28 protein-coding genes are annotated in these 25,349 nt (G+C 51.9%); 15 read left to right on the top strand and 13 right to left on the bottom strand.

What is annotated here, in order from left to right:
* The first annotated feature begins 76 nt into the window (after positions 1–76).
* Entirely contained in the window at positions 77–682 is a 606-nt protein-coding gene (gstA, locus tag AB4K05_RS08295; RefSeq protein ID WP_368479505.1) for a glutathione transferase GstA, read from the top strand.
* Between the two features lie 110 nt (positions 683–792).
* On the opposite strand, the gene pdxY is transcribed toward gstA, so the two are convergent.
* From pdxY to anmK, 5 genes are all read right to left on the bottom strand, one after another.
* A complete protein-coding gene (pdxY, locus tag AB4K05_RS08290) occupies positions 793–1,653 on the bottom strand; it encodes a pyridoxal kinase PdxY (protein ID WP_368479504.1) in 861 nt (286 codons plus the stop codon).
* A gap of 64 nt (positions 1,654–1,717) precedes the next feature.
* Positions 1,718–2,992, bottom strand: a complete 1,275-nt coding sequence (tyrS, locus tag AB4K05_RS08285) for a tyrosine--tRNA ligase (RefSeq protein WP_368479503.1) — start codon at positions 2,990–2,992, stop codon at positions 1,718–1,720.
* Between the two features lie 124 nt (positions 2,993–3,116).
* On the bottom strand, positions 3,117–3,773 hold the full coding sequence (gene pdxH / locus AB4K05_RS08280) for a pyridoxamine 5'-phosphate oxidase (RefSeq protein ID WP_368479502.1): 657 nt from the start codon (positions 3,771–3,773) through the stop codon (positions 3,117–3,119).
* Between the two features lie 57 nt (positions 3,774–3,830).
* Positions 3,831–4,160 carry a C-type lysozyme inhibitor gene (gene mliC / locus AB4K05_RS08275; protein WP_368479725.1) on the bottom strand — a complete coding sequence of 110 codons (330 nt, stop codon included), beginning with the start codon at positions 4,158–4,160 and terminating at the stop codon, positions 3,831–3,833.
* Between the two features lie 87 nt (positions 4,161–4,247).
* The gene (gene anmK / locus AB4K05_RS08270) at positions 4,248–5,372 is read right to left on the bottom strand and encodes an anhydro-N-acetylmuramic acid kinase (protein ID WP_368479501.1); all 1,125 of its coding nucleotides are present in this window, start codon (positions 5,370–5,372) and stop codon (positions 4,248–4,250) included.
* Between the two features lie 273 nt (positions 5,373–5,645).
* On the opposite strand from anmK, the gene slyB reads away from it, so the two are divergent.
* Together slyB and AB4K05_RS08260 are read left to right on the top strand one after the other, a co-directional pair.
* Positions 5,646–6,113 carry an outer membrane lipoprotein SlyB gene (slyB, locus tag AB4K05_RS08265; RefSeq protein WP_368479500.1) on the top strand — a complete coding sequence of 156 codons (468 nt, stop codon included), beginning with the start codon at positions 5,646–5,648 and terminating at the stop codon, positions 6,111–6,113.
* Between the two features lie 218 nt (positions 6,114–6,331).
* Positions 6,332–7,690 (top strand): MASE4 domain-containing protein, encoded by a 1,359-nt coding sequence (locus AB4K05_RS08260; RefSeq protein ID WP_368479499.1) that lies wholly within the window; start codon positions 6,332–6,334, stop codon positions 7,688–7,690.
* Between the two features lie 53 nt (positions 7,691–7,743).
* On the opposite strand, the gene slyA is transcribed toward AB4K05_RS08260, so the two are convergent.
* Positions 7,744–8,184, bottom strand: coding sequence for a transcriptional regulator SlyA (gene slyA, locus AB4K05_RS08255; RefSeq protein WP_368479498.1), 441 nt, complete (start codon positions 8,182–8,184; stop codon positions 7,744–7,746).
* A 195-nt stretch (positions 8,185–8,379) separates the two neighbouring features.
* On the opposite strand from slyA, the gene AB4K05_RS08250 reads away from it, so the two are divergent.
* Genes AB4K05_RS08250 through AB4K05_RS08240 form a run of 3 tightly spaced genes read left to right on the top strand, consistent with a single transcriptional unit; the run spans position 8,380 to position 11,507 of the window.
* Positions 8,380–8,616 (top strand): DUF1656 domain-containing protein, encoded by a 237-nt coding sequence (locus tag AB4K05_RS08250; protein ID WP_368479497.1) that lies wholly within the window; start codon positions 8,380–8,382, stop codon positions 8,614–8,616.
* A 9-nt stretch (positions 8,617–8,625) separates the two neighbouring features.
* Positions 8,626–9,486 (top strand): efflux RND transporter periplasmic adaptor subunit, encoded by an 861-nt coding sequence (locus tag AB4K05_RS08245; RefSeq protein WP_368479496.1) that lies wholly within the window; start codon positions 8,626–8,628, stop codon positions 9,484–9,486.
* Positions 9,483–11,507 carry an FUSC family protein gene (locus tag AB4K05_RS08240; RefSeq protein WP_368479495.1) on the top strand — a complete coding sequence of 675 codons (2,025 nt, stop codon included), beginning with the start codon at positions 9,483–9,485 and terminating at the stop codon, positions 11,505–11,507. The genes AB4K05_RS08245 and AB4K05_RS08240 overlap by 4 nt, the downstream gene beginning before the upstream one ends.
* A 41-nt stretch (positions 11,508–11,548) precedes the next feature.
* Here the strand turns inward: AB4K05_RS08240 and AB4K05_RS08235 are convergent, their stop codons facing one another.
* Positions 11,549–12,445 carry an aldo/keto reductase family oxidoreductase gene (locus AB4K05_RS08235; RefSeq protein ID WP_368479494.1) on the bottom strand — a complete coding sequence of 299 codons (897 nt, stop codon included), beginning with the start codon at positions 12,443–12,445 and terminating at the stop codon, positions 11,549–11,551.
* A 49-nt stretch (positions 12,446–12,494) separates the two neighbouring features.
* On the bottom strand, positions 12,495–12,734 hold the full coding sequence (locus AB4K05_RS08230; protein WP_368479493.1) for a DUF1289 domain-containing protein: 240 nt from the start codon (positions 12,732–12,734) through the stop codon (positions 12,495–12,497).
* A 142-nt stretch (positions 12,735–12,876) separates the two neighbouring features.
* Here AB4K05_RS08230 and AB4K05_RS08225 point away from each other — a divergent pair, with 142 nt between their 5' ends.
* The 4 genes from AB4K05_RS08225 (at position 12,877) to rnt (ending at position 15,858) form a co-directional block, all read left to right on the top strand.
* Complete coding sequence (locus AB4K05_RS08225; RefSeq protein ID WP_368479492.1) at positions 12,877–13,473, top strand: TetR/AcrR family transcriptional regulator; 597 nt, start codon at positions 12,877–12,879, stop codon at positions 13,471–13,473.
* 56 nt (positions 13,474–13,529) lie between these two features.
* A complete protein-coding gene (locus tag AB4K05_RS08220; protein ID WP_368479491.1) occupies positions 13,530–14,627 on the top strand; it encodes an alkene reductase in 1,098 nt (365 codons plus the stop codon).
* Between the two features lie 71 nt (positions 14,628–14,698).
* Positions 14,699–15,106, top strand: a complete 408-nt coding sequence (gene gloA / locus AB4K05_RS08215) for a lactoylglutathione lyase (protein WP_368479490.1) — start codon at positions 14,699–14,701, stop codon at positions 15,104–15,106.
* Between the two features lie 104 nt (positions 15,107–15,210).
* A complete protein-coding gene (gene rnt, locus AB4K05_RS08210) occupies positions 15,211–15,858 on the top strand; it encodes a ribonuclease T (RefSeq protein WP_368479489.1) in 648 nt (215 codons plus the stop codon).
* A 71-nt stretch (positions 15,859–15,929) separates the two neighbouring features.
* Here rnt and AB4K05_RS08205 read toward each other — a convergent pair whose 3' ends face one another.
* Positions 15,930–16,274, bottom strand: coding sequence for a Grx4 family monothiol glutaredoxin (locus tag AB4K05_RS08205; RefSeq protein ID WP_035896299.1), 345 nt, complete (start codon positions 16,272–16,274; stop codon positions 15,930–15,932).
* Between the two features lie 340 nt (positions 16,275–16,614).
* On the opposite strand from AB4K05_RS08205, the gene AB4K05_RS08200 reads away from it, so the two are divergent.
* Together AB4K05_RS08200 and sodB are read left to right on the top strand one after the other, a co-directional pair.
* Positions 16,615–17,442 carry a C40 family peptidase gene (locus tag AB4K05_RS08200; protein WP_368479488.1) on the top strand — a complete coding sequence of 276 codons (828 nt, stop codon included), beginning with the start codon at positions 16,615–16,617 and terminating at the stop codon, positions 17,440–17,442.
* Positions 17,443–17,565: 123 nt separating this feature from the next.
* Positions 17,566–18,147 (top strand): superoxide dismutase [Fe], encoded by a 582-nt coding sequence (gene sodB, locus AB4K05_RS08195; RefSeq protein WP_368479487.1) that lies wholly within the window; start codon positions 17,566–17,568, stop codon positions 18,145–18,147.
* A gap of 68 nt (positions 18,148–18,215) precedes the next feature.
* On the opposite strand, the gene AB4K05_RS08190 is transcribed toward sodB, so the two are convergent.
* Positions 18,216–19,382: an MFS transporter gene (locus AB4K05_RS08190; protein ID WP_368479486.1), complete on the bottom strand. Its 1,167-nt coding sequence runs from the start codon at positions 19,380–19,382 to the stop codon at positions 18,216–18,218.
* A 159-nt stretch (positions 19,383–19,541) separates the two neighbouring features.
* The gene (locus AB4K05_RS08185) at positions 19,542–19,631 is read right to left on the bottom strand and encodes a YnhF family membrane protein (protein WP_368479485.1); all 90 of its coding nucleotides are present in this window, start codon (positions 19,629–19,631) and stop codon (positions 19,542–19,544) included.
* Positions 19,632–19,925: 294 nt separating this feature from the next.
* Here AB4K05_RS08185 and purR point away from each other — a divergent pair, with 294 nt between their 5' ends.
* Positions 19,926–20,951 (top strand): HTH-type transcriptional repressor PurR, encoded by a 1,026-nt coding sequence (purR, locus tag AB4K05_RS08180; protein WP_368479484.1) that lies wholly within the window; start codon positions 19,926–19,928, stop codon positions 20,949–20,951.
* A gap of 17 nt (positions 20,952–20,968) precedes the next feature.
* Here the strand turns inward: purR and punR are convergent, their stop codons facing one another.
* On the bottom strand, positions 20,969–21,880 hold the full coding sequence (gene punR, locus AB4K05_RS08175; protein WP_368479483.1) for a DNA-binding transcriptional activator PunR: 912 nt from the start codon (positions 21,878–21,880) through the stop codon (positions 20,969–20,971).
* A 111-nt stretch (positions 21,881–21,991) separates the two neighbouring features.
* On the opposite strand from punR, the gene punC reads away from it, so the two are divergent.
* Together punC and cfa are read left to right on the top strand one after the other, a co-directional pair.
* Positions 21,992–23,185 (top strand): purine nucleoside transporter PunC, encoded by a 1,194-nt coding sequence (gene punC / locus AB4K05_RS08170; protein WP_368479482.1) that lies wholly within the window; start codon positions 21,992–21,994, stop codon positions 23,183–23,185.
* 297 nt (positions 23,186–23,482) lie between these two features.
* Positions 23,483–24,631 carry a cyclopropane fatty acyl phospholipid synthase gene (cfa, locus tag AB4K05_RS08165; RefSeq protein ID WP_368479481.1) on the top strand — a complete coding sequence of 383 codons (1,149 nt, stop codon included), beginning with the start codon at positions 23,483–23,485 and terminating at the stop codon, positions 24,629–24,631.
* A 47-nt stretch (positions 24,632–24,678) separates the two neighbouring features.
* On the opposite strand, the gene AB4K05_RS08160 is transcribed toward cfa, so the two are convergent.
* Positions 24,679–25,311, bottom strand: coding sequence for a riboflavin synthase subunit alpha (locus AB4K05_RS08160; protein ID WP_368479480.1), 633 nt, complete (start codon positions 25,309–25,311; stop codon positions 24,679–24,681).
* Positions 25,312–25,349: the final 38 nt, after the last annotated feature.

Genomic DNA, 25,349 nt, shown 5'->3' with positions numbered 1-25,349 from the left:
TAACATACCTGCATACCCCGCAGCCGCCCTTTTGCTGATGGACCAAAAAAACAAGCAAAGTCTGAAGGAGTTACCCATGAAATTGTTTTACAAACCTGGCGCCTGTTCCCTCGCATCGCATATCACCCTACGGGAAAGTGGCAAGGATTTTTCGCTAATTGGCGTCGATCTGATGCAAAAACGTACGGAAAGTGGCGACGATTTCTGGCAGGTCAATCCGAAGGGCCAGGTTCCGGCGTTGTTGTTGGACGATAACACGCTGCTCACCGAAGGCGTGGCCATCATGCAGTATCTCGCGGATAGCGTCGCTGACCGCCAGTTGCTGGCTCCGGTTGGCAGCATCAACCGTTACAAGACGCTGGAGTGGCTTAACTTCATCGCCACCGAACTGCACAAGGGCTTTACGCCGCTGTTCCGTCCGGATACGCCGGAAGAGTACAAACCGACAGTACGCGCACTGTTAGACAAAAAGCTGGCATATATTGATGAGTCGCTGGCCAACGCGCAGTGGATAAGCGGTTCACGCTTTACCATTGCCGATGCTTATCTGTTTACCGTGCTGCGCTGGGCGTTTGCCGTGAAGCTGGAGATGGCGGGCTATAAGAACATTGCGGAATATATGGCGCGCGTGGCGGCACGTCCGGCAGTCGCTGCTGCTATCGCCGCTGAAGGTCTGAAATAATCCTGTCATTTTGTTTGCCCGGGAGCGTAACGTTTACCGGGCTTTCATGATGCATGATGATGAATCCGTAGGCCGGGTAAGCATAGCGCCTCCCGGCACATCTATTTAGGCTAAAGGCGCGTCGCGCTAAAGTCGTGTACAGGTTTAGCAATTTGGTCCTGTGCAGCAACAACCTGCAGTTCGTATTCACCCATCTCTTTCGTCATCAGCATGATTTCATAAACCGCCGCAGTGACATGTTCCAGCGCTTCTTGCAACGAGGCTCCCTGCAACAGTTTAACCAACAGCAGACCGCTGGTGACATCGCCAACGCCTACCGGATGACGAGAGCCGAAATCAATCAACGGACGGCTGATATGCCACGCCTCATCAGCCGTCACCAGCAGCATTTCGAAACGGTCCTGGCTGTATCCGGCGCGCGCTAAATGTTTCACCAGCACAATTTCCGGCCCCTGCGCAATCAGCTCACGGGCAGACGCTACCGCTTCGTCCACGTTTTTTACGTCATGACCGGAGAGAATTTCCAGTTCAATCAGATTCGGCGCGATGATATCACTGGCGGGCAATGCATAACGTTTATGGAATTCAGCAACGCCAGGGGCGACGATACAGCCCTTTTCCGGATGTCCCATCACCGGGTCGCAGAAATATTTCGCCTGCGGGTTCGCCGCCTTCACCTGACGCACGATCGCCAGAATGTGTTCACCCTGCTCCGCCGATCCCAAATATCCGCTCAGAACGGCGCTACAGCGCGATAGCTGGTTGATATCCGCAATACCTTGCACGATCTCGGTTAGATGCGCTGGCGGCATCACACAACCCGTCCATTTTCCATACTGCGTGTGGTTGGAGAATTGGACTGTGTTTAATGGCCAGACGTTCGCGCCAAGACGACGCATTGGAAACTCGGCTGCGCTGTTGCCCGCATGACCGAAAACAACGTGGGACTGAATGGCGAGGATGTTGTTCATTAGTTCTACTCAGACGACAAAAAAGAAGGGGGCGTAGTTTCCCACGCCCCCCTGTTTCAGAAGATTACTTCCAGCAGATTAAACAGTAGTTTTTCTTACCACGACGTAACAGCGTGTAGCGATTGAACAAAATGTCGCTGTCAGTGAAGAAATACTCTGGATCGGCCTGCTTTTCACCGTTGATGGTGACGGCGTTTGAGGCGATGGTTTTACGTGCCTGACCGCGTGACGGTTGCAGCTCGGAGTCCACAAGCGCCTGCATCAGGTCGGCACCTTTATCCATCTCAACCATCGGCACGCCATCTTGCGCCAGCTGTTCGAAATCAGCTTCGCTCAGTGCGCTGAGGGAGCCGCTAAACAGGCTGTCAGTAATACGCTTAGCGGCGACAAGACCTTCTTCACCATGCACCAAACGCGTTACCATCTCGGCCAGTACATACTGGGCGCGCGGCGCTTTGCCGCTGTTTTTATCTTCTTCTTCTAGCGCATTGATCTCTTCAATGTCCATGAAGGTGAAGAACTTCAGGAAGCGATAAACATCAGCATCCGCGGTGTTGATCCAGAACTGGTAGAATTTGTACGGGCTGGTTTTCTTCGGATCAAGCCATACTGCGCCGCCTTCAGTCTTACCGAATTTGGTACCGTCAGCTTTGGTAATCAGAGGAACGGTTAAACCGAATACCTGATTCTGATGCAGACGACGGGTCAGGTCGATACCAGAGGTGATGTTACCCCACTGGTCGGAACCGCCAATCTGCAGCGCAACGCCGTGCAGCTTATTCAGGCAGGCAAAGTCATAACCCTGCAGCAGGTTGTAGGAAAACTCAGTGAATGAGATGCCCTGATCGTCACGGTTCAGACGCTGCTTAACCGCTTCTTTGTTGATCATCTGATTAACAGAGAAGTGTTTACCAATATCGCGCAGGAAAGTCAGCACGTTCATGCCGCCAAACCAGTCGTAGTTGTTGGCAGCAATCGCCGAATTGTCACCGCAGTCGAAATCGAGGAACGGCGCAACCTGTTTGCGGATTTTAGCAACCCATTCCTGTACGGTATCTTCGGTGTTCAGTTTACGCTCAGCGGCTTTGAAGCTCGGGTCACCAATCAGACCGGTCGCGCCGCCCACCAGCGCAACAGGCTTATGCCCTGCCTGCTGGAAGCGTTTCAGGCATAACAAAGGAACAAGATGCCCCAAATGCAAGCTGTCAGCGGTAGGATCGAAGCCGCAATAGAGCGCGATCGGGCCTTGCGCCAGTCGCTCTGCTAACGCTACCTCGTCCGTTACCTGGGCAACTAGCCCCCGCTCTTGCAGTTGTTTAATCAAGTTACTGCTTGCCATCAAATTCTCCATCTATATCCGACTGCACCTTTGCCGGTACACGACTTTTCGCCAGACGCGAAAGCCATATAGAATAAAGCGCTGGCGCATTCAGCGCTAGCGCTTAAAACAACATTTTCAGGGTTTACGGCGCCAGACGGTCAATTTTCCAAGCGTCGGCCTCACGCTGGTACAAAAAACGATCGTGCAGACGGTGTTCACCGCCTTGCCAGAATTCCATTTGCTCAACGTTGACGCGAAAACCGCCCCAGAAGCTCGGCAACGGGATATCGCCCTGCTGGAATTTTTGTTTCAGTTCGAGAAACTTGCTTTCGAGGATCCCGCGGGCGGAGATACGACTGGACTGTTTCGATACCCACGCGCCAATCTGGCTGTCGCGCGGACGGCTATGGAAGTACTTCATCACTTCAAGAGTCGACAGGCGTTCAGCCTTGCCAATCACCATAACCTGGCGATCCAGCATGTGCCACGGGAACAGCAGGCTGATGCGCGGGTTTTGTTCAAGTTGGTGTGCTTTGCGGCTGCCGAGGTTGGTATAAAACACCAGCCCTTTTTCATCATAATGTTTCAGCAGAACAATACGTTGGTACGGTTGACCGTTCTCATCTACCGTCGCTACCACCATCGCCGTGGGGTCGGCAAGGCGCGCGTCACAAGCCTGTGCGAGCCAGCGTTCAAAAAGCGGAAGAGGTTCAGCGGGAAGATCATGGCGACGAAGGCCGCCACGGGTATACTCACGGCGCAGATGCGCGATTTGCTGCAGATCGTCGTTATCAGACATGGCGTTTGAAATCGTAGTCAGTAGGTGGCGTTATTGTGCGCCGCCCGCCTAAAAATCTCAACGCTTGGGGTTTTGTAACTGACAGTTATTTAACACAACATGATCGCGTTTATAGACCGTTGCCTCATTGCCTTTCGACCAGAACACATAGATACCGTCGGTATAACGTGCGCCAGAGCCAGAAATACCCTGAGTCAGGTTCAGCTGTTGATTATCATAAATAAAGTTAACCTGCTGACGCGGATTATTGAGATGAACGGTCAACGGCTTCTCGTCACACTGATATTCCAGCGTATCGGTCTGCATACGTTCCATAAACTGGTTGTAGGTGCTACAGCCGGCGAGCATTAAAGGGATTGCTGCAATAAGTAGTTTTTTCATTTTAATGGGCCTTACGACATTCCTAGTCAAGGAGTGATATTCTCACTCCCGTTTAAGGTCATTCTACAGGCCCATGGTAAAAGAATATTTCAGTTAACTCTTATTATTCTGAGGGTTTGCGGGGAAAATAGCCCCCAAAACGCTGGCTTCGCTTGCACCAGTCACCGACGGTAAGTTACCGGGCAATCCGGCCACGGTGCGCCAGGCAAGCCAAGCAAACGCCAGCGCTTCCATATCATCACCGCTGATGCCGTACTCGTCGGTGGTAGCCACTTCCGTACCCGCCAGTAAGCCAGCAAGGCGTGCCATCACCAGAGGATTTCGGCTTCCGCCCCCGCACACCAACAGACGATCGCAACCGCCGCTCAGCATCACTTGTTCACTGATTGTCACCGCAGTGAGCTCCGTCAGCGTCGCCTGCACGTCCTGAGGGCGCAGCCCCGGATAACGCGTCAGGAACTGCGTGAGCCAGCCGAAATTGAAATATTCTCGTCCAGTGCTCTTTGGTGCCGGTGCAGCGAAATATGGGTCGCTCAGCATATCCTGCAGTAAAGGAAGGACAACCTTACCTTCATTCGCCCATTCCGCATCTTTATCGTACGGCTTGCCAAGGCTGCGCCAGATCCACGCATCCATCAGCATATTGCCCGGCCCTGTATCAAACCCACGAACCGGCAGACCTGGAAGCAACAAAGAGAGATTGGCAATGCCGCCAATGTTGAGGATCATGCGCCGCTCGCTTTGGTGGGCAAGCAGCGCCTGATGAAACGCAGGCACTAACGGGGCGCCTTGCCCGCCAAGCGCCATATCCCGGCGGCGGAAATCGCCCACCACGCTGACGCCGGTACGCGCAGCAATGATATTATTGTCGCCAATTTGCATCGTGTGCGGCGCATCCCCTTTTGGCTCGTGCCAAACCGTTTGGCCGTGACAGCCAATGGCGACAACGTCCTGCGGGTTAAGACGCTCCTGAGACATCAGAGCGATGATGGCATCGGCAAACAGATTACCCAATCGATTATCCAATTGCCCAAGTTGTGACAGGGTCAACGGCTGGCCTTGGCAGATGGCTAGCACCGCTTCTTTTAACGCGATGGGAATAGGCCATGACAGGCTGGCGAGCTGCGCCACCCTGCTTTCATCAATGGCCGCGAGTACCACATCTACGCCATCAAGACTGGTTCCCGACATCACGCCAATATATCGCCCGGATTTCATACGCCGTCCTTAGTCACTTAAGCAGGATTAACACTCCAGCACAAAGTCACACGTAATGCTATTAACTAATAATTTTTTTTAACAACTTACGCCGCTCGCTATCGGTTATTCCCCGCAGAACCGGTGTTTTGCTTCACGTTTAGCGTTGGTTAAGCATCGGTCGATTATTCTCTTAATAATAAGTGCGGAGTGTATGACCGCTTGAACCAAATACCATATAATTGGTCAGTAGGGATGCTCATGAGAGCAATTCTGTTGAACTGGAGATTCATAATGATGTTACGCGTATTGGCTGTTTCAATGATTGGTTTGTCCTTGGCTGGCTGTGTCAGCAGCAGCGGCCTGTCTGGCGATGTCTATTCCGCCTCTGAAGCGAAACAGGTCCAGAACGTGACCTACGGTACGATTGTCCACACTCGCCCGGTTCAAATCCAGGGTGGTGACGATAGCAACGTTATCGGTGCTATTGGTGGCGCAGTGCTTGGCGGCTTCTTGGGTAATACTATCGGCGGCGGTACCGGACGTTCTTTGGCGACTGCGGCTGGTGCGGTAGCGGGTGGCGTTGCGGGCCAAGGCGTTCAGGGTGCGATGAACAAAACCCAGGGCGTAGAATTGGAAATTCGTAAAGATGATGGTAGTACCATTATGGTGGTGCAGAAACAGGGTGATACCCGCTTCTCTGCAGGCCAGCGCGTCGTGATGGCAAGCAATGGTAGCCAAGTGACTGTCTCCCCGCGTTAATTCTTTTCGGTGTACGTGGTGTTATCACCACGTACACTACTTTTGACAGCTTTTATTATCTTCATTTTTATATTCATCACATGAATATAAAAAAACATTTACCTACTCTATTATTTGAGCACGAACAATATTTCTTTACAGATAATCAAGTAAACTCTATGACATATAGGGCCAGGATGGCCGGGGCCAACAGCGCTTAGTGTAACTAGGATACATATATGCTCATAAAACTTCCTCTGCAGCGTTTTTTGATTTTCCTCACTATCACTCTAATTGGGGCGCTGGTCCTAAACCATTTTTCTAATTCCATGATTCGCCACGTTCCGGCAATGGCGCCCATTCTATTCCCGACGCTAACCATTTTCCTGATGGTTTTTCACACCATGATCGCCGTATTCATGGTGATGAAATATTCATGTGATCATCGCCGGCTTTACTTGATGCCCATAGCATTCGCTTTCGCATCCTCAGCATTGCTGATGTTTGGCACTCTCAAAAGCTATCCTGACTGGTTCTTATGCGGTGGTCTGACGAATATCACTAACTATAACGACGCCCTGATATTCTTCTCTTTTCGCAACATCCTGATGGGCGTTCTTTTCATTTCGGCCGTCATCTTGTATGCATTCAAAACGCATGAGATGCATACCAAAAAAAATCATTTTGTTATCTTAAGTATTATTATTATTTTTTGCGCCATGGCGATGTGGTTAGCTTGGTCATATTCCAGTAACAGTCCATTGTTCAACGTCATCTTCATCAATAATAGTACCTTTAAATATTCTGATGTTTGGAAGAATATTATCAGTTGGTCCTTAATTGGAATATGGTTCCTGACGCTGCTGATAATTGTACTGGTAACACACTTACGTAATATATTCTGGTATAGCGGTGCATTCTTTTGTTCATGCTATATATTTACGCTGTTTGTGCTGATGACAGGGCAGGATTCTGCTGGCTACAGCTGGTATCAGGCGCGACTGTTTGAAACCATATCGACACTGTTCCTTATCTTTGTGCTGTTCTGCGATGTCTTCACGCTGTATCGGCAATCCAATACCAAGTACCTCAATTCATACCAGAACTCTATCCGCGATCCGTTAACGCGGCTGTACAATCGCAGCTACTTCTACGATTCATTTACCGCGTTGCAGCCCACTATCGCCAACGGTCACCCGGTCTCGGTCATTGTTAGCGACCTCGACCACTTTAAGCGTATCAACGATAAGTACGGGCATTTGCAGGGAGACAAGGTGATTCAGTTTGTTTCTAAGGTTCTGCAAGATTCCGTTCGTCAAAACGATATTGCAGCACGTATCGGCGGCGAAGAGTTTGCTTTGCTGCTGGTGAATACGCCTCCTGAAGTCGCACAATCGGTTGCCGAGCGTATCCGCCTAGCAATAAGCGAGCACAATGCCGAGACGAGTAATAATCAATTGCCTGAATCGATAACCATCAGCATGGGCGTGTTTACCGCGACAGATCTCTCGGTGCCTATTGAAGAGTGCGTGCGTCGTGCAGATGAGGCAATGTACCGAGCGAAAGAGGCAGGCCGAAATCGAGTGGTCGTGTGGTAGGAAATCAAAGGTCTTAAATTGAAAAACCCGCGTAATACGCGGGTTTTTTGAGATCAGTCGCGTGACTGTAAATCGATGATGTTCTGCTCAAGCTTACGGATAAGCGCAGTCAGCATGCCTAGCTCCTCAGCTGAAATTCCAGCTAAGATGTCGCCGCGAGTATGACTAATCACCGCTTCCATTTCCTGAATCAGCGGTTCCGCTTTCTCAGTTAACTTAATACGTTTGGCACGACGGTCGCTGGCACAGGTCTGGCGAGAAATAAGTCCCTTCTCTTCCAACTGATCCAACGTCCTTACCAGTGACGGCTGCTCAATGCCGATCGCTTTAGCCAGTTGGATTTGCGACTGTTCTGGTGGCAGCTGATGAATATTATGCAGCGTAACCCAGTGTGTCTGCGTCAGTTCCAGAGGTTTGAGGCGATGGTCAATCAGAGCACGCCATATGCGCACCAACCGTGCCAGATCAGAACCTAATGGCGATTCCAATTTCATCTCCTTATAATTAGCTTGCTAAGTTATTATACTGATTTTAGAATAGTGTGCAGTATTTAAATTAGCAAAACAAATGAAATGCCACGTGCACATTATGTCTATACATGCATTACACTGTTACAAACAATGTATTTATATTTCAAAACAAGTCACTCCACATAGCCATAACACTCTAATTGCAAAGGATTTCTGCTTGTGATGTCGAATATCCATCTGCCGGGACTACCACTACAAGATCTTGTAGTCGGTGCTTCAATATATTTTCCACCATTATTCAAAGCCGTCCTGCTTGGCTTCTTCTTTTGGCTAGTCATCCACCGCATTTTGCGAGACTGGATGTACGCCGGTGATATCTGGCATCCGCTGCTGATGGATCTCTCTTTCTTCGCACTTTCCGTCTGCCTTGCGCTGATGATTTTGGTTTGGTGGTAATGTAATACAATGAAAAAAATAAAATATTTCTCAACCCTGCTCATTACTGCCCTCGCTGTCCTCGCCGCTTGGCTGGTCTGGAACTACTACATGCAGTCACCGTGGACACGAGACGGTAAAATTCGCGCCGAGCAGGTCGACATCACGCCGCAGGTTTCAGGCAGCATTTTGACCCTCAACGTCAAAGATAATCAGTATGTAAAAGCCGGCACCGTTCTGTTTCAGATTGATCCCACGCCGTGGCGAATTGCGGTGATGAACGCCGAGGCAAAGCTTGCAAAAGCACAATCAGAGCTTTCGCGTGCAGGCCATGAAGCGGCTCGTCGCCATGGGCTCTCGGCCAATGTCATCTCTGCGGAAGATTTGGATACTGCAAATATGGCGTTGAAAACTGCTCAAGCCAGTTTTGACGCGGCAAAAGCCGAGCGACAGCACGCGCAATGGCAGTTGAGTCAGACGGAAGTTAAAGCACCCGTTGACGGCTGGGTCACCAATCTGACGACGCGCGTGGGCAATTACGCGGCCATTGGCCATCCGGTTTTCGCGCTGATAGACAGCCATTCTTTCTACGTTGTGGGCTATTTTGAAGAGACCAAACTGCGCCATATCCGTGAAGGGGACCGCGCCGATATTGTTTTGTATAGCGATAACAAAAAGTTACAGGGTCACGTATCAAGCATTGGTCGAGCTATTCACGACCAAAGTATGTCCACCGACGGTACGCTGGTTGCCGATATCAAACCGACCATCCCGTGGGTGCGCCTAGCGCAGCGCGTTCCTGTACGCATTGAATTTAACACGCTTCCTGCCGACACTTTGCTGGTTGCCGGGACCACCTGCACGGTCTCTATCCTCGGTGACAAGCTATGATCCTACCGGCTTTGACATGGCGCTCATTGCCTTGGGTTAAAGCCACACCGCCGCAGTGGCGCTATGCATTACGCAATGCCATTGCGATGTGCCTTGCGCTAAGCGTAGCCTACGCAATTAATCTTGATGAACCCTACTGGGCGATGACGTCCGCCGCCGTCGTGAGTTTCCCTACCGTCGGCGGTGTTATCAGTAAAAGCCTTGGACGCATTGCCGGTAGCCTGCTCGGCGCCGCCGCCGCGCTTCTCATCGCCGGCCATACGCTTACCGACCCTTGGTTGTTTCTCTTTGCCATGTCTGGCTGGTTGGCCTTTTGCACTTGGGCCTGCGCGATGTATACCAATAACGTCGCCTATGCTTTCCAACTGGCAGGCTATACCTGCGCCATCATCGCCTTTCCGATAATTAATGTTGTCGATGCCACCAAACTGTGGGACATCGCGCAAGCGCGCGTTTGCGAGGTGATTGTCGGTATTCTCAGCGGCGGTCTGATGATGATGATCCTGCCCAGCACCTCCGATGGCAGTGCCTTGCTTACTGCACTTAAAAATATGCATACGCGCCTGCTGGAGCACGCCAGTCTGCTGTGGCAGCCGGTTACCACCGAAGCTATCCGTACCGCGCATCAGAACGTCATTAGCCAGATCCTGACCATGAACCTGCTGCGTATCCAAGCCTTCTGGAGCCACTATCGGCTGCGTCGGCAAAATACGCTACTGAACTATCTGCTTCACCAACAGCTGCGCCTAACCAGCGTCATTTCAAGCCTGCGCCGCCTGATGCTAAACTGGCCCGATGCGCCGGAGAATATTCGTCCGGTACTCGAACAATTGCTACAGGCTTTGGCAAAACCTAACTGTGACGCCTATACCGTGGCCCGCATCATCGCGCCACTGGCGCCAAAAGATCCGCAGAACTACCGTCATCACGCCTTTTGGGATCGGCTACGCTATTTTTGCCGACTGTATCTCTCCACCAGTCGCTGGCTGCAACGCTTGCAAAATGCCACCCCCGTTACCGTATTTTCAGTCCCGGCAGCACCGGCGCTGATGCGCCATACCGATCATATCGAGGCGGCGTGGAGCGGCATTCGTACCTTTTTCGCGCTGGTCAGCGTCGGGGCATTAAGCATCAGCACGCTTTGGGAGTCCGGCGCTGCCGCGCTCACGCTTGCCGCGATTTGCTGCGTGCTATATTCCAACGTGCCGTCACCGTTTAGCTCACTCACTCTATTGCTGCGCACGCTCGTGCTGCTGTCCATTTTTAGTTTTGTCGTCAAATTTGGCTTGATGGTGCAAATCAGCGACCTGTGGCAGTTCATGTTGTTCTTATTTCCCCTATTGCTGACTATGCAACTGTTTAAACTGCAGATCCCGAAACAAGCCAGGCTCTGGGGATCACTGATTGTTTTTATGGGCTCATTCATTTCCGTCACCAACCCGCCGGTGTACAACTTTGCCGACTTCCTCAACGACAATCTGGCGAAAATCATCGGTGTGGGCCTTGCCTGGTTGGCTTTTGCCGTATTGACTCCCGGTTCGGATGCGCGCAAGAGTCGTCGTCACATTCGTGCGTTACGGCGTCACTTTGTTGACCAGCTCAGTCACCATCCGGCCAACAGCGAACATACGTTTGAATCGTTGGTTTATCATCATGTTAGCCAGTTAAGCGCCAGCCAAGATGAACCTGCTAGGCGTTGGCTACTGCGCTGGGGAGTGGTGTTGCTCAACTGCTCTCATGTGGTGTGGCAGCTTCGCGCCTGGGAGGCACGTTCTGATCCGCTATCGAAGGTGCGGGACATGTGTATCAGACTACTACGCGATGTGATGAGTGAACGCGGAGTACAACAACGGCCGCTGGCAGTAACGCTCCAAGAGCTACAGCGAATTTGCGACACTCTCGCCCATCACCATCAACCGGCAGCGCGTGAGCTGGCCTCAATTCTGTGGCGACTTTACTGTTCACTTTCGCAGCTTGAAACCGCCCCTACGCCCGGCACGCTGACCGAACAAACGGCTTGAGAGAAGAGATGCAGGCGGGTAAACCGCCTGCATTAAAGCAATTACGGAACGTCGTAACCCAGTGCGGCTTTACGGATACGGAACCATTGTTGGCGGGTCATGTTAAGCGACTGGGCCACAATCGCCGAGCGGACACGTTCAATTTTGCCTGATCCGATAATCGGCAGCGGCTGCGACGGCAGACGCATCACCCACGCATACACCACCTGCTCAATGCTGCTGGCGTTTAGCTCAGTGGCGACCTTTGTCAGCTCATCACGCAGCGGCTGGAACTCATCATCATTAAACAAACGCCCCCCGCCCAAACAGGACCATGCCATCGGACGCACGCGCAGTTGCTGCAACTGATCCAGCGTACCGTCGAGGATGGTGGGTTGGTGGATCGGTGAAATTTCGACCTGGTTTGTCGACAACGTGAACGGCAGACGTGACTGCAACAGCGCAAACTGCGCCGGAGTAAAGTTGGAAACACCGAAGTGACGAACCTTACCGCTCTGATGCAACGCCAAAAATGCCTCGGCAACTTCATCGGCATCCATCAGCGGATCCGGGCGATGGATCAGCAACAGATCCAGCACATCGGTCGCTAGGTTGCGTAAAGACTGCTCGGCGCTATGAATAATATGGTTGCTGTCAGTAATGTAGTGACCCAGCGCGTGCTCCGGTTTAGCCGTCGTGGCGATACCGCATTTGGTCACAATCTCCATACGCTCACGCAGATGTGGGGCCAGCTTCATCGCTTCACCGAAAGCGGCTTCACATTGATACCCACCGTAGATATCCGCGTGGTCAACGGTTGTCACGCCAAGATCCAGATGCTCTTCGATAAAGCTCACCAGTTGGCGTGCGGACATGTTCCATTCCATCAAACGCCAGTAGCCCATAACGAAACGAGAGAATTCCGGGCCCTGCGGCGCCAGTGTAATGCGTTGAACCATAACCACTACCTCAATAAATAATTTGCATCGAGTATACGCACATTTGCGCTTAAAACAGTGAGGGCTGCTGAGGTTCTTCTGTGTCAGGCGTTTTGCCCGCGCGTAATTTGCGCAGCAATCGCTGACGGCACAGTCGCAGAACCTCCTGTTTTTGCGCATCGCTCATCGTTTGCCAGCTAAAACGCTCATCACGGCTACGAAAACAACCGCGACAAAATCCCCGTTCATCGGACTGGCAAATACCCCGGCACGGACTTTGAACCGGGAAAATCTCCAGTTGCTCCGCCACGTTAGCCCCCTTTTACCTCGTGATACTTTCATTGAAGACGTTTAATTGGCCGGGCGCAACTTTTCTCAGCTATCGTCGGCGTCGAGTCTCATTTTCAAAATTTTGGTTGCATTAGACCAATCGGTCTATTACAGTTCGCTCCATGAGCAAATCAATTGAACATGATACCCGTGAACACATTCTGGCTACCGGCGAGCGTCTTTGCATGCACCGTGGTTTTACCGGAATGGGTTTGAGCGAACTATTGAAAACGGCCGAAGTGCCGAAGGGATCGTTTTATCACTATTTCCGTTCAAAAGAGGCGTTTGGCGTAGCGATGCTGGAACGGCATTTTGCCGACTACCATCTGCGCCTAGTACAGCACTTTACCCAAGGTGCGGGTAACTACCGCGACCGGCTGCTGGATTACTACCAGCACACGCTCACTCAATTTTGTCAGCAGGGTTTAATTAGCGGCTGTTTAACCGTAAAGCTCTCCGCTGAAGTGTGCGATCTTTCCGAAGACATGCGCACAGAAATGAACAAAGGTGCCAACCAGATTATGGTTTTGCTGGCACAAGCGCTGGAAAACGGTCGCCGTGAGGGATGCCTGAATTTCATCGGTGAAGCGAATGCCACCGCTCAGGTCCTTTACTCGCTGTGGCTGGGTGCAAATTTGCAGGCCAAAATGGCCCGCAACGCCGCACCGCTTGAAAGCGCGCTGACGCATGTCAGAAATCTGATTTCTGCGCCGGATTAATCACCGGCGTTTTTATTTATCATACAACTAGACGACCGGTCTACTTAGGAGTCATCATGTCGCAAGAAAAACTGTTTACCCCACTGAAAGTGGGTGCGGTTACCGCCCCAAACCGCGTGTTTATGGCCCCGCTGACGCGCCTGCGTAGCATCGTTCCCGGTGATATTCCGACCCCGTTGATGGGCGAGTATTACCGTCAGCGCGCCAGCTCCGGTCTTATCATTTCCGAAGCAACCCAGGTCTCCGCACAGGCGAAAGGCTATCAGGGCGCACCAGGTCTGCACAGCCCAGAACAAGTTGCCGCATGGAAAAAAATCACCGCGGGCGTCCACGCTGAAAATGGCCGCATTGCCGTACAGCTGTGGCATACCGGGCGTATCTCCCATAACAGCCTGCAGCCAAACGGCGAAGCGCCGGTTGAGCCATCGGCCCTTAGTGCAAATACCCGAACTTCACTGCGCGATGAAAATGGTCACGCTATTCGCGTAGATACATCTATGCCTCGTGCGCTGGAAACGGCCGAAATCCCTGGGATCGTTAACGATTTCCGTCAGGCCATCGCCAATGCCCGTGAAGCCGGTTTTGACTTGGTTGAACTGCACTCCGCTCACGGTTATCTGTTGCATCAGTTCCTGTCCCCTTCTTCTAACCATCGTACCGACCAGTACGGCGGCAGCGTAGAAAATCGCGCGCGTCTGGTTCTGGAAGTGGTTGATGCCGGGATTAAAGAATGGGGCGCTGACCGTATCGGTATCCGTGTTTCACCGATTGGTAGCTTCCAAAACGTCGACAACGGCCCGAACGAAGAAGCCGATGCGCTGTATTTGATCGAGGAACTGGGCAAACGCGGTATTGCTTACCTGCATATGTCCGAGCCGGACTGGGCGGGCGGTGAACCGTACAGCGAAGCATTCCGTGCGAAAGTACGCGCACGTTTCCACGGTCCGATTATTGGTGCAGGCGCCTATACGCCAGAAAAAGCGGAAGATCTTATCGAGAAAGGGTTAATCGATGCGGTGGCCTTTGGCCGTGCCTACATTGCTAACCCGGATCTGGTGGCTCGTCTGCAGCACAAGTCCGAGCTGAACCCACAGCGCCCAGAAAGCTTCTATGGCGGCGACGCGGAAGGCTATACCGACTACCCTACGCTGTGATCCTTCATTGATAGCGGCGGCAATCCGCCGCTATACTAGGACATTATTCATAAGTTAGGACGAGGGATATCATGCGTTTACTGCATACCATGCTGCGTGTCGGCGACCTGCAACGCTCCATCGAGTTTTACACCAACGTGCTGGGCATGAAACTGCTACGCACCAGCGAAAACACCGAATACAAATACTCTCTGGCATTCGTCGGCTATGGCGATGAACGTGACGAAGCGGTGATTGAGCTGACCTACAACTGGGGCGTGGACAAATACGATCTCGGTAACGCATACGGTCACATTGCGCTGAGCGTAGACAATGCCGCTGAAGCCTGTGAGCGCATCCGTAACAATGGCGGCAACGTCACACGTGAAGCAGGCCCGGTTAAGGGCGGCACCACGGTTATCGCCTTCGTTGAAGACCCAGACGGCTACAAAATCGAACTCATCGAAGAGAAAGATGCCGGCAAAGGTCTTGGCAACTAACTCCCTCCGGGCACCGCGTGGTGCCCGTTTTTTTCTCCCACGTTTCCAAGCCGCGGCAAAATTTGCCATAATGCGCGCTACTTTTTCTAAGTTAAGAGATTCAGATGTCCGACAATGCACAGCTTAATGGTCTTTGCGACCGTTTTCGTGGGTTCTATCCCGTGGTTATTGATGTTGAAACCGCTGGATTCAATGCCAAAACGGATGCACTGCTCGAAGTAGCGGCAATCACGTTGAAAATGGATGAGCAAGGCTGGTTGATGCCGGACACGACATTACATTTCCACGTTGAGCCGTTCGAAGGTGCCAATCTTGAGCCTGAAGCACTGGCGTTTAACGGCATTGACCCGAACAACCCATTGCGCGGTGCGGTGAGTGAATATGGCGCCCTGCACGCTATTTTTAAGATGGTGCGCAAAGGCATTAAAGACAGCGATTGTAACCGCGCCATTATGGTGGCCCACAACGCCACGTTCGATCATAGCTTTATGATGGCCGCCGCCGAGCGTGCATCGCTAAAGCGCAACCCGTTCCACCCATTTGTCACCTTTGATACCGCAGCGCTCAGCGGACTCGCGCTGGGGCAAACGGTGCTATCAAAAGCCTGTACCGCCGCCGGAATGGATTTCGATGCAACTCAGGCCCACTCTGCCCTCTATGATACAGAGCAGACGGCAATTCTATTCTGCGAAATTGTGAACCGCTGGAAACGTCTGGGCGGCTGGCCGTTGCCAATAGCAGCACAAGAATAGCAGCATAAAAAAAGCGACCTTACGGTCGCTTTTTTTTTGTGTGTGTTCCCACACCTATACATACTAACCGATTATTCTGCTTTCGGTTCTTCAGCGTATTTCGCTGCGGTCTCTTTAATCAGAGGCTGCAGTTCACCGCGCTGGTACATTTCGATGATGATATCGCAGCCGCCTACCAGCTCGCCGTCAACCCACAGCTGTGGGAAGGTTGGCCAGTTTGCATATTTAGGCAGCTCAGCGCGGATGTCCGGGTTCTGCAGGATGTCGACATAAGCGAAGCGCTCGCCGCAGGCAGACAGCGCCTGAACCGCCTGAGCGGAAAAACCGCAGCTTGGCAGTTTCGGGGAACCTTTCATGTACAGCAGGATTGGGTTTTCAGCGATCTGGCGCTGAATTTTTTCAATTGTCTCGCTCATTATCTTGCTTCCTCAAACTTCTTTATACGACAGTAGTTGGCCATTGTAGCGTTTCAGGCCCTGAACAGAAAATAACATTTTGTTCACGCTTTACTATTTTATCGTCTGACGCGTTAAGTTGCTTTATAAATATGTCTTTATCGGCAGCCGCATGAAAAACTTGCTCATTTTTTAGCTTCAAATGTATCAATCGATGTTTTTTTTTGCAGTTGCTAACGAAACAACGTTTTAGACATAAAAACACTATTAACAATTCGTGTTTTTATGGATTAGAATCATTGGGTTTTGTAAATCATACCCAGGCAAGGATGTTTAGCCTGCATACTCAGAGGGTTGTTCAGTGGCGCAGATAAAAAAATGGTCGTTCACGCTCTGTGCATTGCTGTTTACATCGCTATCATTCACGCCGTTGGCGCATGCTTCAGGGCATGCCAAAACGCCCACGGCGCAGAAGTCGCTTCCGGTAAAAGGCAGTGAACGCAAGAAAAAAAGTACGGACAGTAAATCTAACGCGAAGAAAAAAACCACCGCTGTCGTTGCTAAGAAAAAATCCACACCTGTAGCGGCTAAAAAAACAGCCACTGCAACACGTAAAGCCTCCCCATCACGTACCGCCAAAATCAGTAAGAAAGGCAGCGCGCTCAAAACTGCCAGCATCGTGACCACCTGCAAGCCGGCGCGTAAAGGCCATAAAAAATCCTGTACCACCAGCCCGGTCGAGTCTAAACCGACGACGATTGCTCAGGCGCACAAAGTTCGTGTGCAGAAAGCGCAAAAAACGGCGATGAATAAACTGATGGGCCAGCTTGGCAAACCTTATCGCTGGGGCGGCAACTCGCCGCGTACCGGATTCGATTGCAGCGGCTTGGTTTATTACGCTTATAAAGATCTGGTGAACATTCGTATTCCCCGTACGGCAAACGAAATGTACCACCTGCGCGATGCACGTCCGGTAGAACGTCGCGAACTGGAAAGCGGCGATTTGGTCTTCTTCCGCACCCAGGGGCGTGGTACCGCTGACCACGTTGGCGTCTATGTCGGTAACGGCAAGTTTATCCAGTCCCCGCGCACCGGCCGCGATATTCAAATTACCTCACTTAGCGAAGATTACTGGGTACGCCATTACGTCGGTGCCCGCCGCGTTGTCACGCCTAAGACCATTCGTTAAACACTTCCCCCGTTTGTTAACAAACGGGGTAAGCTTATCTTTTATCTCACCTTTTAATTTGCTACTCTATCCACACTCAATACAAGGTTATTGGGTGAATAAACTATAATAAGGAGAGTAGCAATGTCGTTCGAATTACCTGCATTACCGTATGCCAAAGACGCTCTGGCGCCACATATTTCCGTGGAAACGCTCGAGTACCATTATGGTAAACACCACCAGACTTACGTCACCAACCTGAATAACATGATCAAAGGCACCGCGTTTGAAGGTAAAACGCTGGAAGAGATCGTGCGCACTTCTGAAGGCGGCGTTTTCAATAACGCGGCTCAGGTCTGGAACCACACCTTCTACTGGAACTGCTTGGCACCCAATGCCGGCGGCGAACCGACTGGCGCGGTGGCGGAAGCCATCAACAAAGCGTTTGGCAGCTTCGCTGAGTTCAAAGCCCAATTTACCGATGCGGCAGTGAAAAACTTTGGCGCAGGCTGGACTTGGCTTGTGAAAAAAGCGGACGGCTCTCTGGCAATCGTCTCTACGTCTAACGCGGGTACTCCGCTGACGACTGATGCAAAACCACTGCTGACCGTAGATGTGTGGGAACATGCTTACTACATCGACTACCGCAACGCGCGTCCAAACTATCTGGAGCACTTCTGGGCTCTGGTAAACTGGAAATTTGTTGCGGAAAATCTGGCGGCGTAAGCCACTATCGCCGGAGTAATCCGGGGAGACAAAAAAAGCAGAAGGTCACGCCTTCTGCTTTTTCGTTTTTACTCTTGCGCCAGCGCCTCTTCGCCCCGGCGACGTCCACTGAGAAAGACCACCAGCAACGCCAGTCCGGCGACAATCGCCCCCATAACCGGCACGAAGCTATAGCCCAGGCCACCTGAGATGACCGCACCGCCGGCCACAGCGCCCAAGGCATTGCCAAGGTTAAATGCCCCAATATTCACTGATGACGACAGCCCCGGCGCCTCATGCGCAACGCGCATCACCCGCATCTGCAACGGCGGCACCACGGCGAAGGTTGCCGCGCCCCATACCACCATGCTCACCGCCGCTCCCACTTGCGTTTGCGCAAGGAATGGGATCGCCAGCATGATAACCATCAGCAGCAGCAGAAAACCTTTTAACGTCCCGCTCACCGAGCGATCGGCAAATTTGCCGCCCAGATAGTTACCGATAGAGAAGCCGACGCCAATTAAAACCAGCATCAGGGTAATAAAGCCGGACGTGGCATGGGTAATGCTGTGCAGTACCGGTGAAATGTAGGTGTAGAGGGTAAACATCGCCCCTGCCCCCAGCACGGTAGTGAGCAGCGCAGAAAGCACCTGCGGACGAACCAACACCGACAGCTCGCGTTTAACGTCCGGCTTTTCCCCACTACCGCCCTTAGGCAGAGACAAGAACAGACTGACGATAGCCACCACCCCAAGTCCCGCCGTCGCCAAAAACGACATACGCCAACCAATCGTTTCCCCAAGCCAAGTAGCAGCCGGCACACCGCCGATGTTAGCAATCGTCAGCCCCATAAACATGGTCGCCACCGCGCTGGCCTGTTTGTGTTTCGGCACTACGCTTGCCGCAACCACCGACCCTAAGCCGAAAAATGCGCCGTGGTTAAGGCTGGTAATAATGCGCGAAAGCATCAGCGTGGTGTAGTCCGGCGAAATTGCGGACAGCACGTTGCCTAGGGTAAAAATCGTCATCAGGAAGATAAGCGCATTTCGGCGGCCACGATGAGATAACAGTAAGGTCATCAGTGGAGCTCCTACCATAACACCAACAGCGTAGGCGCTGATCAGCATGCCCGCAGCAGGGATGGAGACATCGACACCCTTGGCAATCACCGGCAACAGACCCATCGGCGAGAATTCAGTGGTACCAATACCAAATGCCCCGATAGCTAACGCCAATAAGGGAAAGTTAATTTTCATGCAATGACTCCGTTTTACCGCCGACTGCGCGCGATATGGCAATATAGGGCAAAAGCATGACATTAATCACAGAAAAACAGAAGTGTACAAAACTGCAAAAGATTATTGCGAAATGCGTAACAATCAGCAGGAGGGAGCAGACGCTCCCTCGCAGGGGAATTAATGCAATATAGCGGTGAAGCTTGCTGCCACGATCAGAGCCAGCGCAACAAAAGTCGTGCACAGAGACAGTTTAAGATCGGTACTCATCAATTTTTCTCCTTTTGATTACCACAGTAAAACTGCGTTTAATCATTTTTGCACAGTTAATCATAAAAATCTTCACAGATTTAGCAGGATGTTTGTTTTTGTTCTTCCACTTTGCGCCAGGATAAGTCAAAATTCGACGCTTATTTATAAGCGTACCGGCCATTGACCCCCTCCTGTCGTCCTGTATCGTTTTCCCGGCGAATCACAATCATTAAGATTGTGCCAGGGTGTGTAAAGGCAAACGTTTTCGTTACGATTATATCAGGGGCAGGCTTGGGTCTGGAGTGAGATGGAATGGCAACAATTAAAGATGTAGCGAAGCGCGCAAACGTTTCCACTACAACCGTATCACATGTAATTAACAAAACGCGTTTCGTCGCTGAAGATACGCGCGAAGCCGTGTGGGCGGCAATCAAAGAGCTGCATTACTCACCGAGCGCCGTTGCCCGTAGCCTCAAGGTCAATCACACCAAATCAATTGGTCTGTTGGCCACCAGCAGCGAGGCTGCATATTTTGCTGAAATCATCGAAGCCGTTGAGAAAAACTGCTTTGAGAAAGGCTATACCCTGATTTTGGGCAATGCGTGGAACAATCTGGAAAAGCAACGAGCCTATCTGTCAATGATGGCGCAAAAACGCGTCGATGGCCTATTGGTGATGTGCTCTGAATACCCAGACCCGCTGCTGACTATGCTCGAAGAGTACCGCAACATCCCGATGGTAGTGATGGACTGGGGTGAAGCGAAAGCCGACTTTACCGACTCCGTCATCGACAACGCTTTTGAAGGCGGCTACATGGCAGGTCGTTACCTGATCGAACGTGGCCACCGCGATATTGGCGTGATCCCAGGCCCACTGGAGCGCAACACCGGTGCTGGTCGTCTGGCAGGCTTTATGAAAGCGATGGAAGAAGCGCTGATCAATGTCCCAACCAACTGGATAGTTCAAGGTGACTTTGAGCCGGAATCCGGCTACCGCGCCATGCAGCAGATCTTATCCCAGCATCCGCGCCCTACTGCTATTTTCTGCGGCGGTGATGTGATGGCGATGGGCGCGCTGTGCGCCGCTGATGAAATGGGTCTGCGCGTGCCGCAGGATATTTCACTTATCGGTTACGACAACGTGCGCAACTCCCGCTTCTTTACGCCGTCACTGACGACTATTCACCAGCCTAAAGATTCGCTCGGTGAAACGGCTTTCAATATGTTGATGGACCGTATCGTCAGCAAGCGTGAAGAGTCGCAGTCGATTGAGGTTCATCCGCGCCTTATCGAACGCCGCTCGGTGGCGGACGGCCCATACCGCGACTACCGCCGTTAATGGTCCTTACGGACGCCTTACGCTGGCGTCCGTAACCACTCCTCATTTAGAGTCTCACTGTCCCCCAGGTAATCCAGAAGCCAGCTTAGCGCCGGTGAAGCGTCACTTTGCTGCCACGTCAGGCAACAAGCCGCTTTCGGGAATGGATTCTCCAGCGTCAACGCCACCCACTCTCCGCTATCTAACCATGGCTGTGCCCGATGACCGGGTACCATTGCCGCGCACAATCCGGCTGAAATACAGGTTTCCGATGATTCCCAGTCTGGCACCACCACCCTCTTTTGGTTGTCCAGAAGCCAAGTGGTGCGTTTTGGCAACGAGCGCGACGTATCTTCGCGTACCAACGATGGCCAGTTGCGCAACACATCGTCACTCAGCGGCCCGGCCATCTTTGCCAACGGATGTGAACTGGCAACAACACAGTGCCAGTTCAGCATGCCCATATCGCGGAATGCGAAACGTCCACCTACCGGTATCGCCTGCGTGGCGCCGATGGCTAACTCTACGCGTCCATCCGCCAGCGCATCCCACACGCCATTGAACACTTCTTGGGAAACAATCAGCTCGACATCGTTAAAGTGGCGGTAAAAATCGACAATTAATTGGCGAGTGCGTTCGGGTTTAACAATGTTGTCGACGGCAATCGCCAACTGTCCTCGCCAGCCATTGGCGATTTGCTGACACTGCTGGCGGGTGATCTGCATTTTTTTGATGACAGACCGGCCTTCCTTTAAAAACCAAGCACCAGCCGGTGTTAATTCAACATCCCGATGACGCCTTTCAAACAGCGGTACCGCCAGCCACTCTTCCAACTGGCGCACCGTATAACTGACCGCAGAAGGTACCCGATGCAGCTCCTGCGCCGCTGCGCTAAAGCTACCGTTACGTGCAACCGCATCAACCACTTCCAGAGAATATTCAGACCACATTTTCTGCCTACAAAAAATTTGAATGCATGAGACAAATATTAGCGTTTCACAAGTGCTATTGCACTCTCTACACTCTGCCCGACTGTTTACTAACGATAAAAAGGGCGATTTATGCAACCTGGAAAAGGGTTTTTAATCTGGCTCGCGGGGCTTAGCGTGCTCGGCTTTCTGGCAACCGACATGTACCTGCCAGCCTTTGCTGCCATTCAGGACGATCTGCAAACGCCAGCATCTGCCGTGAGTGCCAGCCTGAGTCTGTTTCTTGCCGGTTTCGCCGTAGCGCAGCTTCTCTGGGGCCCGCTGTCCGATCGGTATGGACGTAAACCCATTCTACTGACCGGGCTTACCATTTTTGCCATCGGCTGCCTGGGCATGCTGTGGGTGCGCGATGGAACCACGCTGCTGGTGCTGCGTTTTGTCCAAGCCGTCGGTGTTTGCGCCGCAGCCGTCACTTGGCAGGCGATGGTGACGGACTACTATCCGGCACATCGTACCAACCGCATTTTTGCCACCATCATGCCGCTGGTCGGCCTTTCTCCGGCTTTAGCACCGCTCTTGGGCAGCTGGTTGTTGGCACACTTTGACTGGCAGGCCATTTTTGCCGCCCTGTTCATCATCACTCTACTGCTGATGTTGCCGACGCTGCGCTTGAAGCCAGCGCATAAAAAGCCGGTTGCCAGCGATGACAAACTGACGTTTATGCGCCTACTGCGCAGTAAAGACTATCGCGGTAACGTGCTGATTTACGCCGCTTGTTCTGCCAGCTTTTTCGCTTGGTTGACCGGTTCACCGTTTATTCTGCATGAAATGGGCTATAGCCCAACCGTCATTGGTCTGAGCTACGTGCCTCAAACTATCGCCTTCTTGGTGGGCGGATACGGTTGCCGTGCGGCGCTGCAAAAATGGCAGGGCTCGCAGCTTCTACCTTGGCTGCTGGTGCTCTTTGGCGTAAGCGTGATTGCTACCTGGGCAGTGGGTTTGGTGCCGAACGCTTCGTTAACCGCGCTTTTGATCCCGTTCTGCGTGATGGCCATTGCTAACGGCGCTATCTACCCGATTGTCGTGGCTCAGGCATTAAAGCCTTTCCCTCAGGCAACCGGCCGCGCCGCGGCTTTGCAAAATACCTTGCAGTTGGGTCTGTGTTTCTTGGCAAGTCTTGCGGTTTCTACGCTGATTGCCACCCCGCTACTGACCACCACCTGCGTGATGCTGGCCACGGTCCTGCTGGCGGCTGTCGGTTACTTTATGCAGCGCTCGGCACGATGCGCAGAATGCTCGTCTAAGCACTCCACTTCCCACGCGTAATCATCACGCGCATCAATGTCACGCAAATCGTTAGGACGCTAAGATTTATTGTTGAATCAATAAACTTAGCGTCCTATACTGGATCGGCATCACATAATTAATATACATTGGACTAATTGATTGGCAGCAGGATGCTTCCCGTTAAACCACGGATAGGATTTCGGTAGGGAATTCTTCCCTTCCTCTGTGCTACGTCGGATAGCAGGTTCACGAACTTTTCGTGACATTTCTCACAAACCAGAAAAAAGCGTCTACGCTGTTTTAAGGTTCTGATCATCAGGTCGGGATGGAGAAGCTATGAGCTCATCGTGTATAGAAGAAGTAAGCGTACCGGATGATGACTGGTATCGTATCGTTAGCGAGCTGTTAAACCGCGCAGGCATTGAGATTAACGGTAATGCTCCTTGCGATATCCAAGTCAAAAATCCGCAACTATTCAAACGCATTTTACAAGAAGGTTCGCTGGGTCTTGGAGAAAGCTATATGGACGGCTGGTGGGAATGCGACCGTCTTGATATCTTTTTCGACCAAGTTCTGCGTGCCGGTTTAGAAAACCAACTCCCCCATCATTTCAAAGATACCCTGCGTATTGCCGGCGCCCGTCTGCTGAATTTACAAAGTCGAAAACGCGCTTGGCAGGTGGGTAAAGAACACTACGATCTCGGCAACGACCTCTTCAACCGCATGCTTGACCCGTATATGCAGTACTCCTGCGGGTACTGGAAAGATGCGCAGGATCTAGAAGAAGCACAGCTTGCCAAACTGGATCTCATTTGCCAAAAACTGCAGCTCAAACCGGGCATGCAGGTGCTGGACATTGGCTGCGGCTGGGGCGGGCTAGCAGCGTATATGGCGAAAAACTATGCCGTCAGCGTGAAAGGCGTCACCATTTCCGCCGAGCAGCAGAAGCTCGCGCAATCGCGCTGTGAAGGGCTGGATGTCGAAATTCTGCTGCAGGATTACCGCGACCTTCATGCTCAGTTTGACCGAATTGTTTCAGTTGGCATGTTTGAGCACGTTGGGCCGAAAAACTACGACACCTATTTCTCCGTTGTCGACCGTAATTTAAAACCTGACGGCCTATTTTTGCTGCACACCATCGGCTCAAAGGTCACGGACAATAATGTCGATCCTTGGATTAATAAATACATCTTTCCGAATGGCTGTTTACCCTCAGTACGCCAGATTGCCCACGCCAGTGAACCCCATTTTGTGATGGAAGACTGGCATAACTTTGGCGCTGATTACGATACGACGCTGATGGCTTGGTATGAACGTTTTATTGCCAGTTGGCCTGAGATCGCGGACAACTATTCTGAACGATTCAAACGCATGTTTAGCTACTATCTGAATGCCTGTGCGGGTGCGTTCCGTGCACGTGATATTCAGCTATGGCAGGTGATGTTCTCTCGCGGGGTTGAGCAGGGTTTACGTGTAGCTCGATAATGCCTTACGACCTGCGTCTCGCTGACGCAGGTCATCTCTTCTGGCGGTTATTCTGCCGCCTGCTGTGCCGCTTCTTTTGCCGCCATAACGCGTTCTACAGTATCTACAACCGCCTGCGTTTGCGGGTCAATTTCAATATTGACTCGGTCGCCCAACCGTTTTTTACCCAGCGTAGTACGCTCCAGCGTTTCCGGGATCAGGTGGACACAAAAACGGGTTGGTGTCACTTCGCCGACCGTCAGGCTGATACCATCAATACCGATAAAGCCTTTATACAGAACATACTTCATCAGCGCCGGGTCCTGAATTTTGAACCAGATTTGCCGATTGTTTTCAGACGTCAGGATTTTCGACACTTCCGCAGTGGTCATAATGTGACCGGACATCAAATGGCCGCCGATTTCATCGCTGAATTTCGCCGCCCGCTCAACGTTCACGAGATCGCCCTCTTTCACATCACCCAGATTGGTGATGCGCAACGTCTCTTTCATCAGGTCAAAGCTAATCTGGTCGCCGTTAATTTCCGTCACCGTGAGGCAACAGCCGTTATGCGCCACAGAAGCGCCGGTTTCGAGATCCGCCAGCATGTGTTTTGGCAGCGCCACCACGTGGGTGCGGAAGTTTGGTTTTTCATCAATGGACACGATTTTTGCCGTGCCCTGCACAATACCAGTGAACATGCAGTTAACTCCTATTAATCATTATCCCGGTATGTCTA

Origin of the sequence: Kluyvera sp. STS39-E, assembly GCF_040932435.1 — a bacterium.
GTDB lineage: Bacteria > Pseudomonadota > Gammaproteobacteria > Enterobacterales > Enterobacteriaceae > Kluyvera.
Note: the sequence above shows the minus strand (reverse complement) of the source record. Positions and strands in the feature narration are given on the sequence as shown.

What these genes read in the sequence shown, in the direction of transcription:
- gstA (WP_368479505.1), top strand. Translation starts at nt 77, where the DNA reads ATGAAATTGTTTTACAAACCTGGCGCCTGTTCCCTCGCATCGCATATC.
- pdxY (WP_368479504.1), bottom strand. Translation starts at nt 1,653, where the DNA reads ATGAACAACATCCTCGCCATTCAGTCCCACGTTGTTTTCGGTCATGCG.
- tyrS (WP_368479503.1), bottom strand. Translation starts at nt 2,992, where the DNA reads ATGGCAAGCAGTAACTTGATTAAACAACTGCAAGAGCGGGGGCTAGTT.
- pdxH (WP_368479502.1), bottom strand. Translation starts at nt 3,773, where the DNA reads ATGTCTGATAACGACGATCTGCAGCAAATCGCGCATCTGCGCCGTGAG.
- anmK (WP_368479501.1), bottom strand. Translation starts at nt 5,372, where the DNA reads ATGAAATCCGGGCGATATATTGGCGTGATGTCGGGAACCAGTCTTGAT.
- slyB (WP_368479500.1), top strand. Translation starts at nt 5,646, where the DNA reads ATGATGTTACGCGTATTGGCTGTTTCAATGATTGGTTTGTCCTTGGCT.
- AB4K05_RS08260 (WP_368479499.1), top strand. Translation starts at nt 6,332, where the DNA reads ATGCTCATAAAACTTCCTCTGCAGCGTTTTTTGATTTTCCTCACTATC.
- slyA (WP_368479498.1), bottom strand. Translation starts at nt 8,184, where the DNA reads ATGAAATTGGAATCGCCATTAGGTTCTGATCTGGCACGGTTGGTGCGC.
- AB4K05_RS08245 (WP_368479496.1), top strand. Translation starts at nt 8,626, where the DNA reads ATGAAAAAAATAAAATATTTCTCAACCCTGCTCATTACTGCCCTCGCT.
- AB4K05_RS08240 (WP_368479495.1), top strand. Translation starts at nt 9,483, where the DNA reads ATGATCCTACCGGCTTTGACATGGCGCTCATTGCCTTGGGTTAAAGCC.
- AB4K05_RS08235 (WP_368479494.1), bottom strand. Translation starts at nt 12,445, where the DNA reads ATGGTTCAACGCATTACACTGGCGCCGCAGGGCCCGGAATTCTCTCGT.
- AB4K05_RS08225 (WP_368479492.1), top strand. Translation starts at nt 12,877, where the DNA reads ATGAGCAAATCAATTGAACATGATACCCGTGAACACATTCTGGCTACC.
- AB4K05_RS08220 (WP_368479491.1), top strand. Translation starts at nt 13,530, where the DNA reads ATGTCGCAAGAAAAACTGTTTACCCCACTGAAAGTGGGTGCGGTTACC.
- gloA (WP_368479490.1), top strand. Translation starts at nt 14,699, where the DNA reads ATGCGTTTACTGCATACCATGCTGCGTGTCGGCGACCTGCAACGCTCC.
- rnt (WP_368479489.1), top strand. Translation starts at nt 15,211, where the DNA reads ATGTCCGACAATGCACAGCTTAATGGTCTTTGCGACCGTTTTCGTGGG.
- AB4K05_RS08205 (WP_035896299.1), bottom strand. Translation starts at nt 16,274, where the DNA reads ATGAGCGAGACAATTGAAAAAATTCAGCGCCAGATCGCTGAAAACCCA.
- sodB (WP_368479487.1), top strand. Translation starts at nt 17,566, where the DNA reads ATGTCGTTCGAATTACCTGCATTACCGTATGCCAAAGACGCTCTGGCG.
- AB4K05_RS08190 (WP_368479486.1), bottom strand. Translation starts at nt 19,382, where the DNA reads ATGAAAATTAACTTTCCCTTATTGGCGTTAGCTATCGGGGCATTTGGT.
- AB4K05_RS08185 (WP_368479485.1), bottom strand. Translation starts at nt 19,631, where the DNA reads ATGAGTACCGATCTTAAACTGTCTCTGTGCACGACTTTTGTTGCGCTG.
- purR (WP_368479484.1), top strand. Translation starts at nt 19,926, where the DNA reads ATGGCAACAATTAAAGATGTAGCGAAGCGCGCAAACGTTTCCACTACA.
- punR (WP_368479483.1), bottom strand. Translation starts at nt 21,880, where the DNA reads ATGTGGTCTGAATATTCTCTGGAAGTGGTTGATGCGGTTGCACGTAAC.
- punC (WP_368479482.1), top strand. Translation starts at nt 21,992, where the DNA reads ATGCAACCTGGAAAAGGGTTTTTAATCTGGCTCGCGGGGCTTAGCGTG.
- cfa (WP_368479481.1), top strand. Translation starts at nt 23,483, where the DNA reads ATGAGCTCATCGTGTATAGAAGAAGTAAGCGTACCGGATGATGACTGG.
- AB4K05_RS08160 (WP_368479480.1), bottom strand. Translation starts at nt 25,311, where the DNA reads ATGTTCACTGGTATTGTGCAGGGCACGGCAAAAATCGTGTCCATTGAT.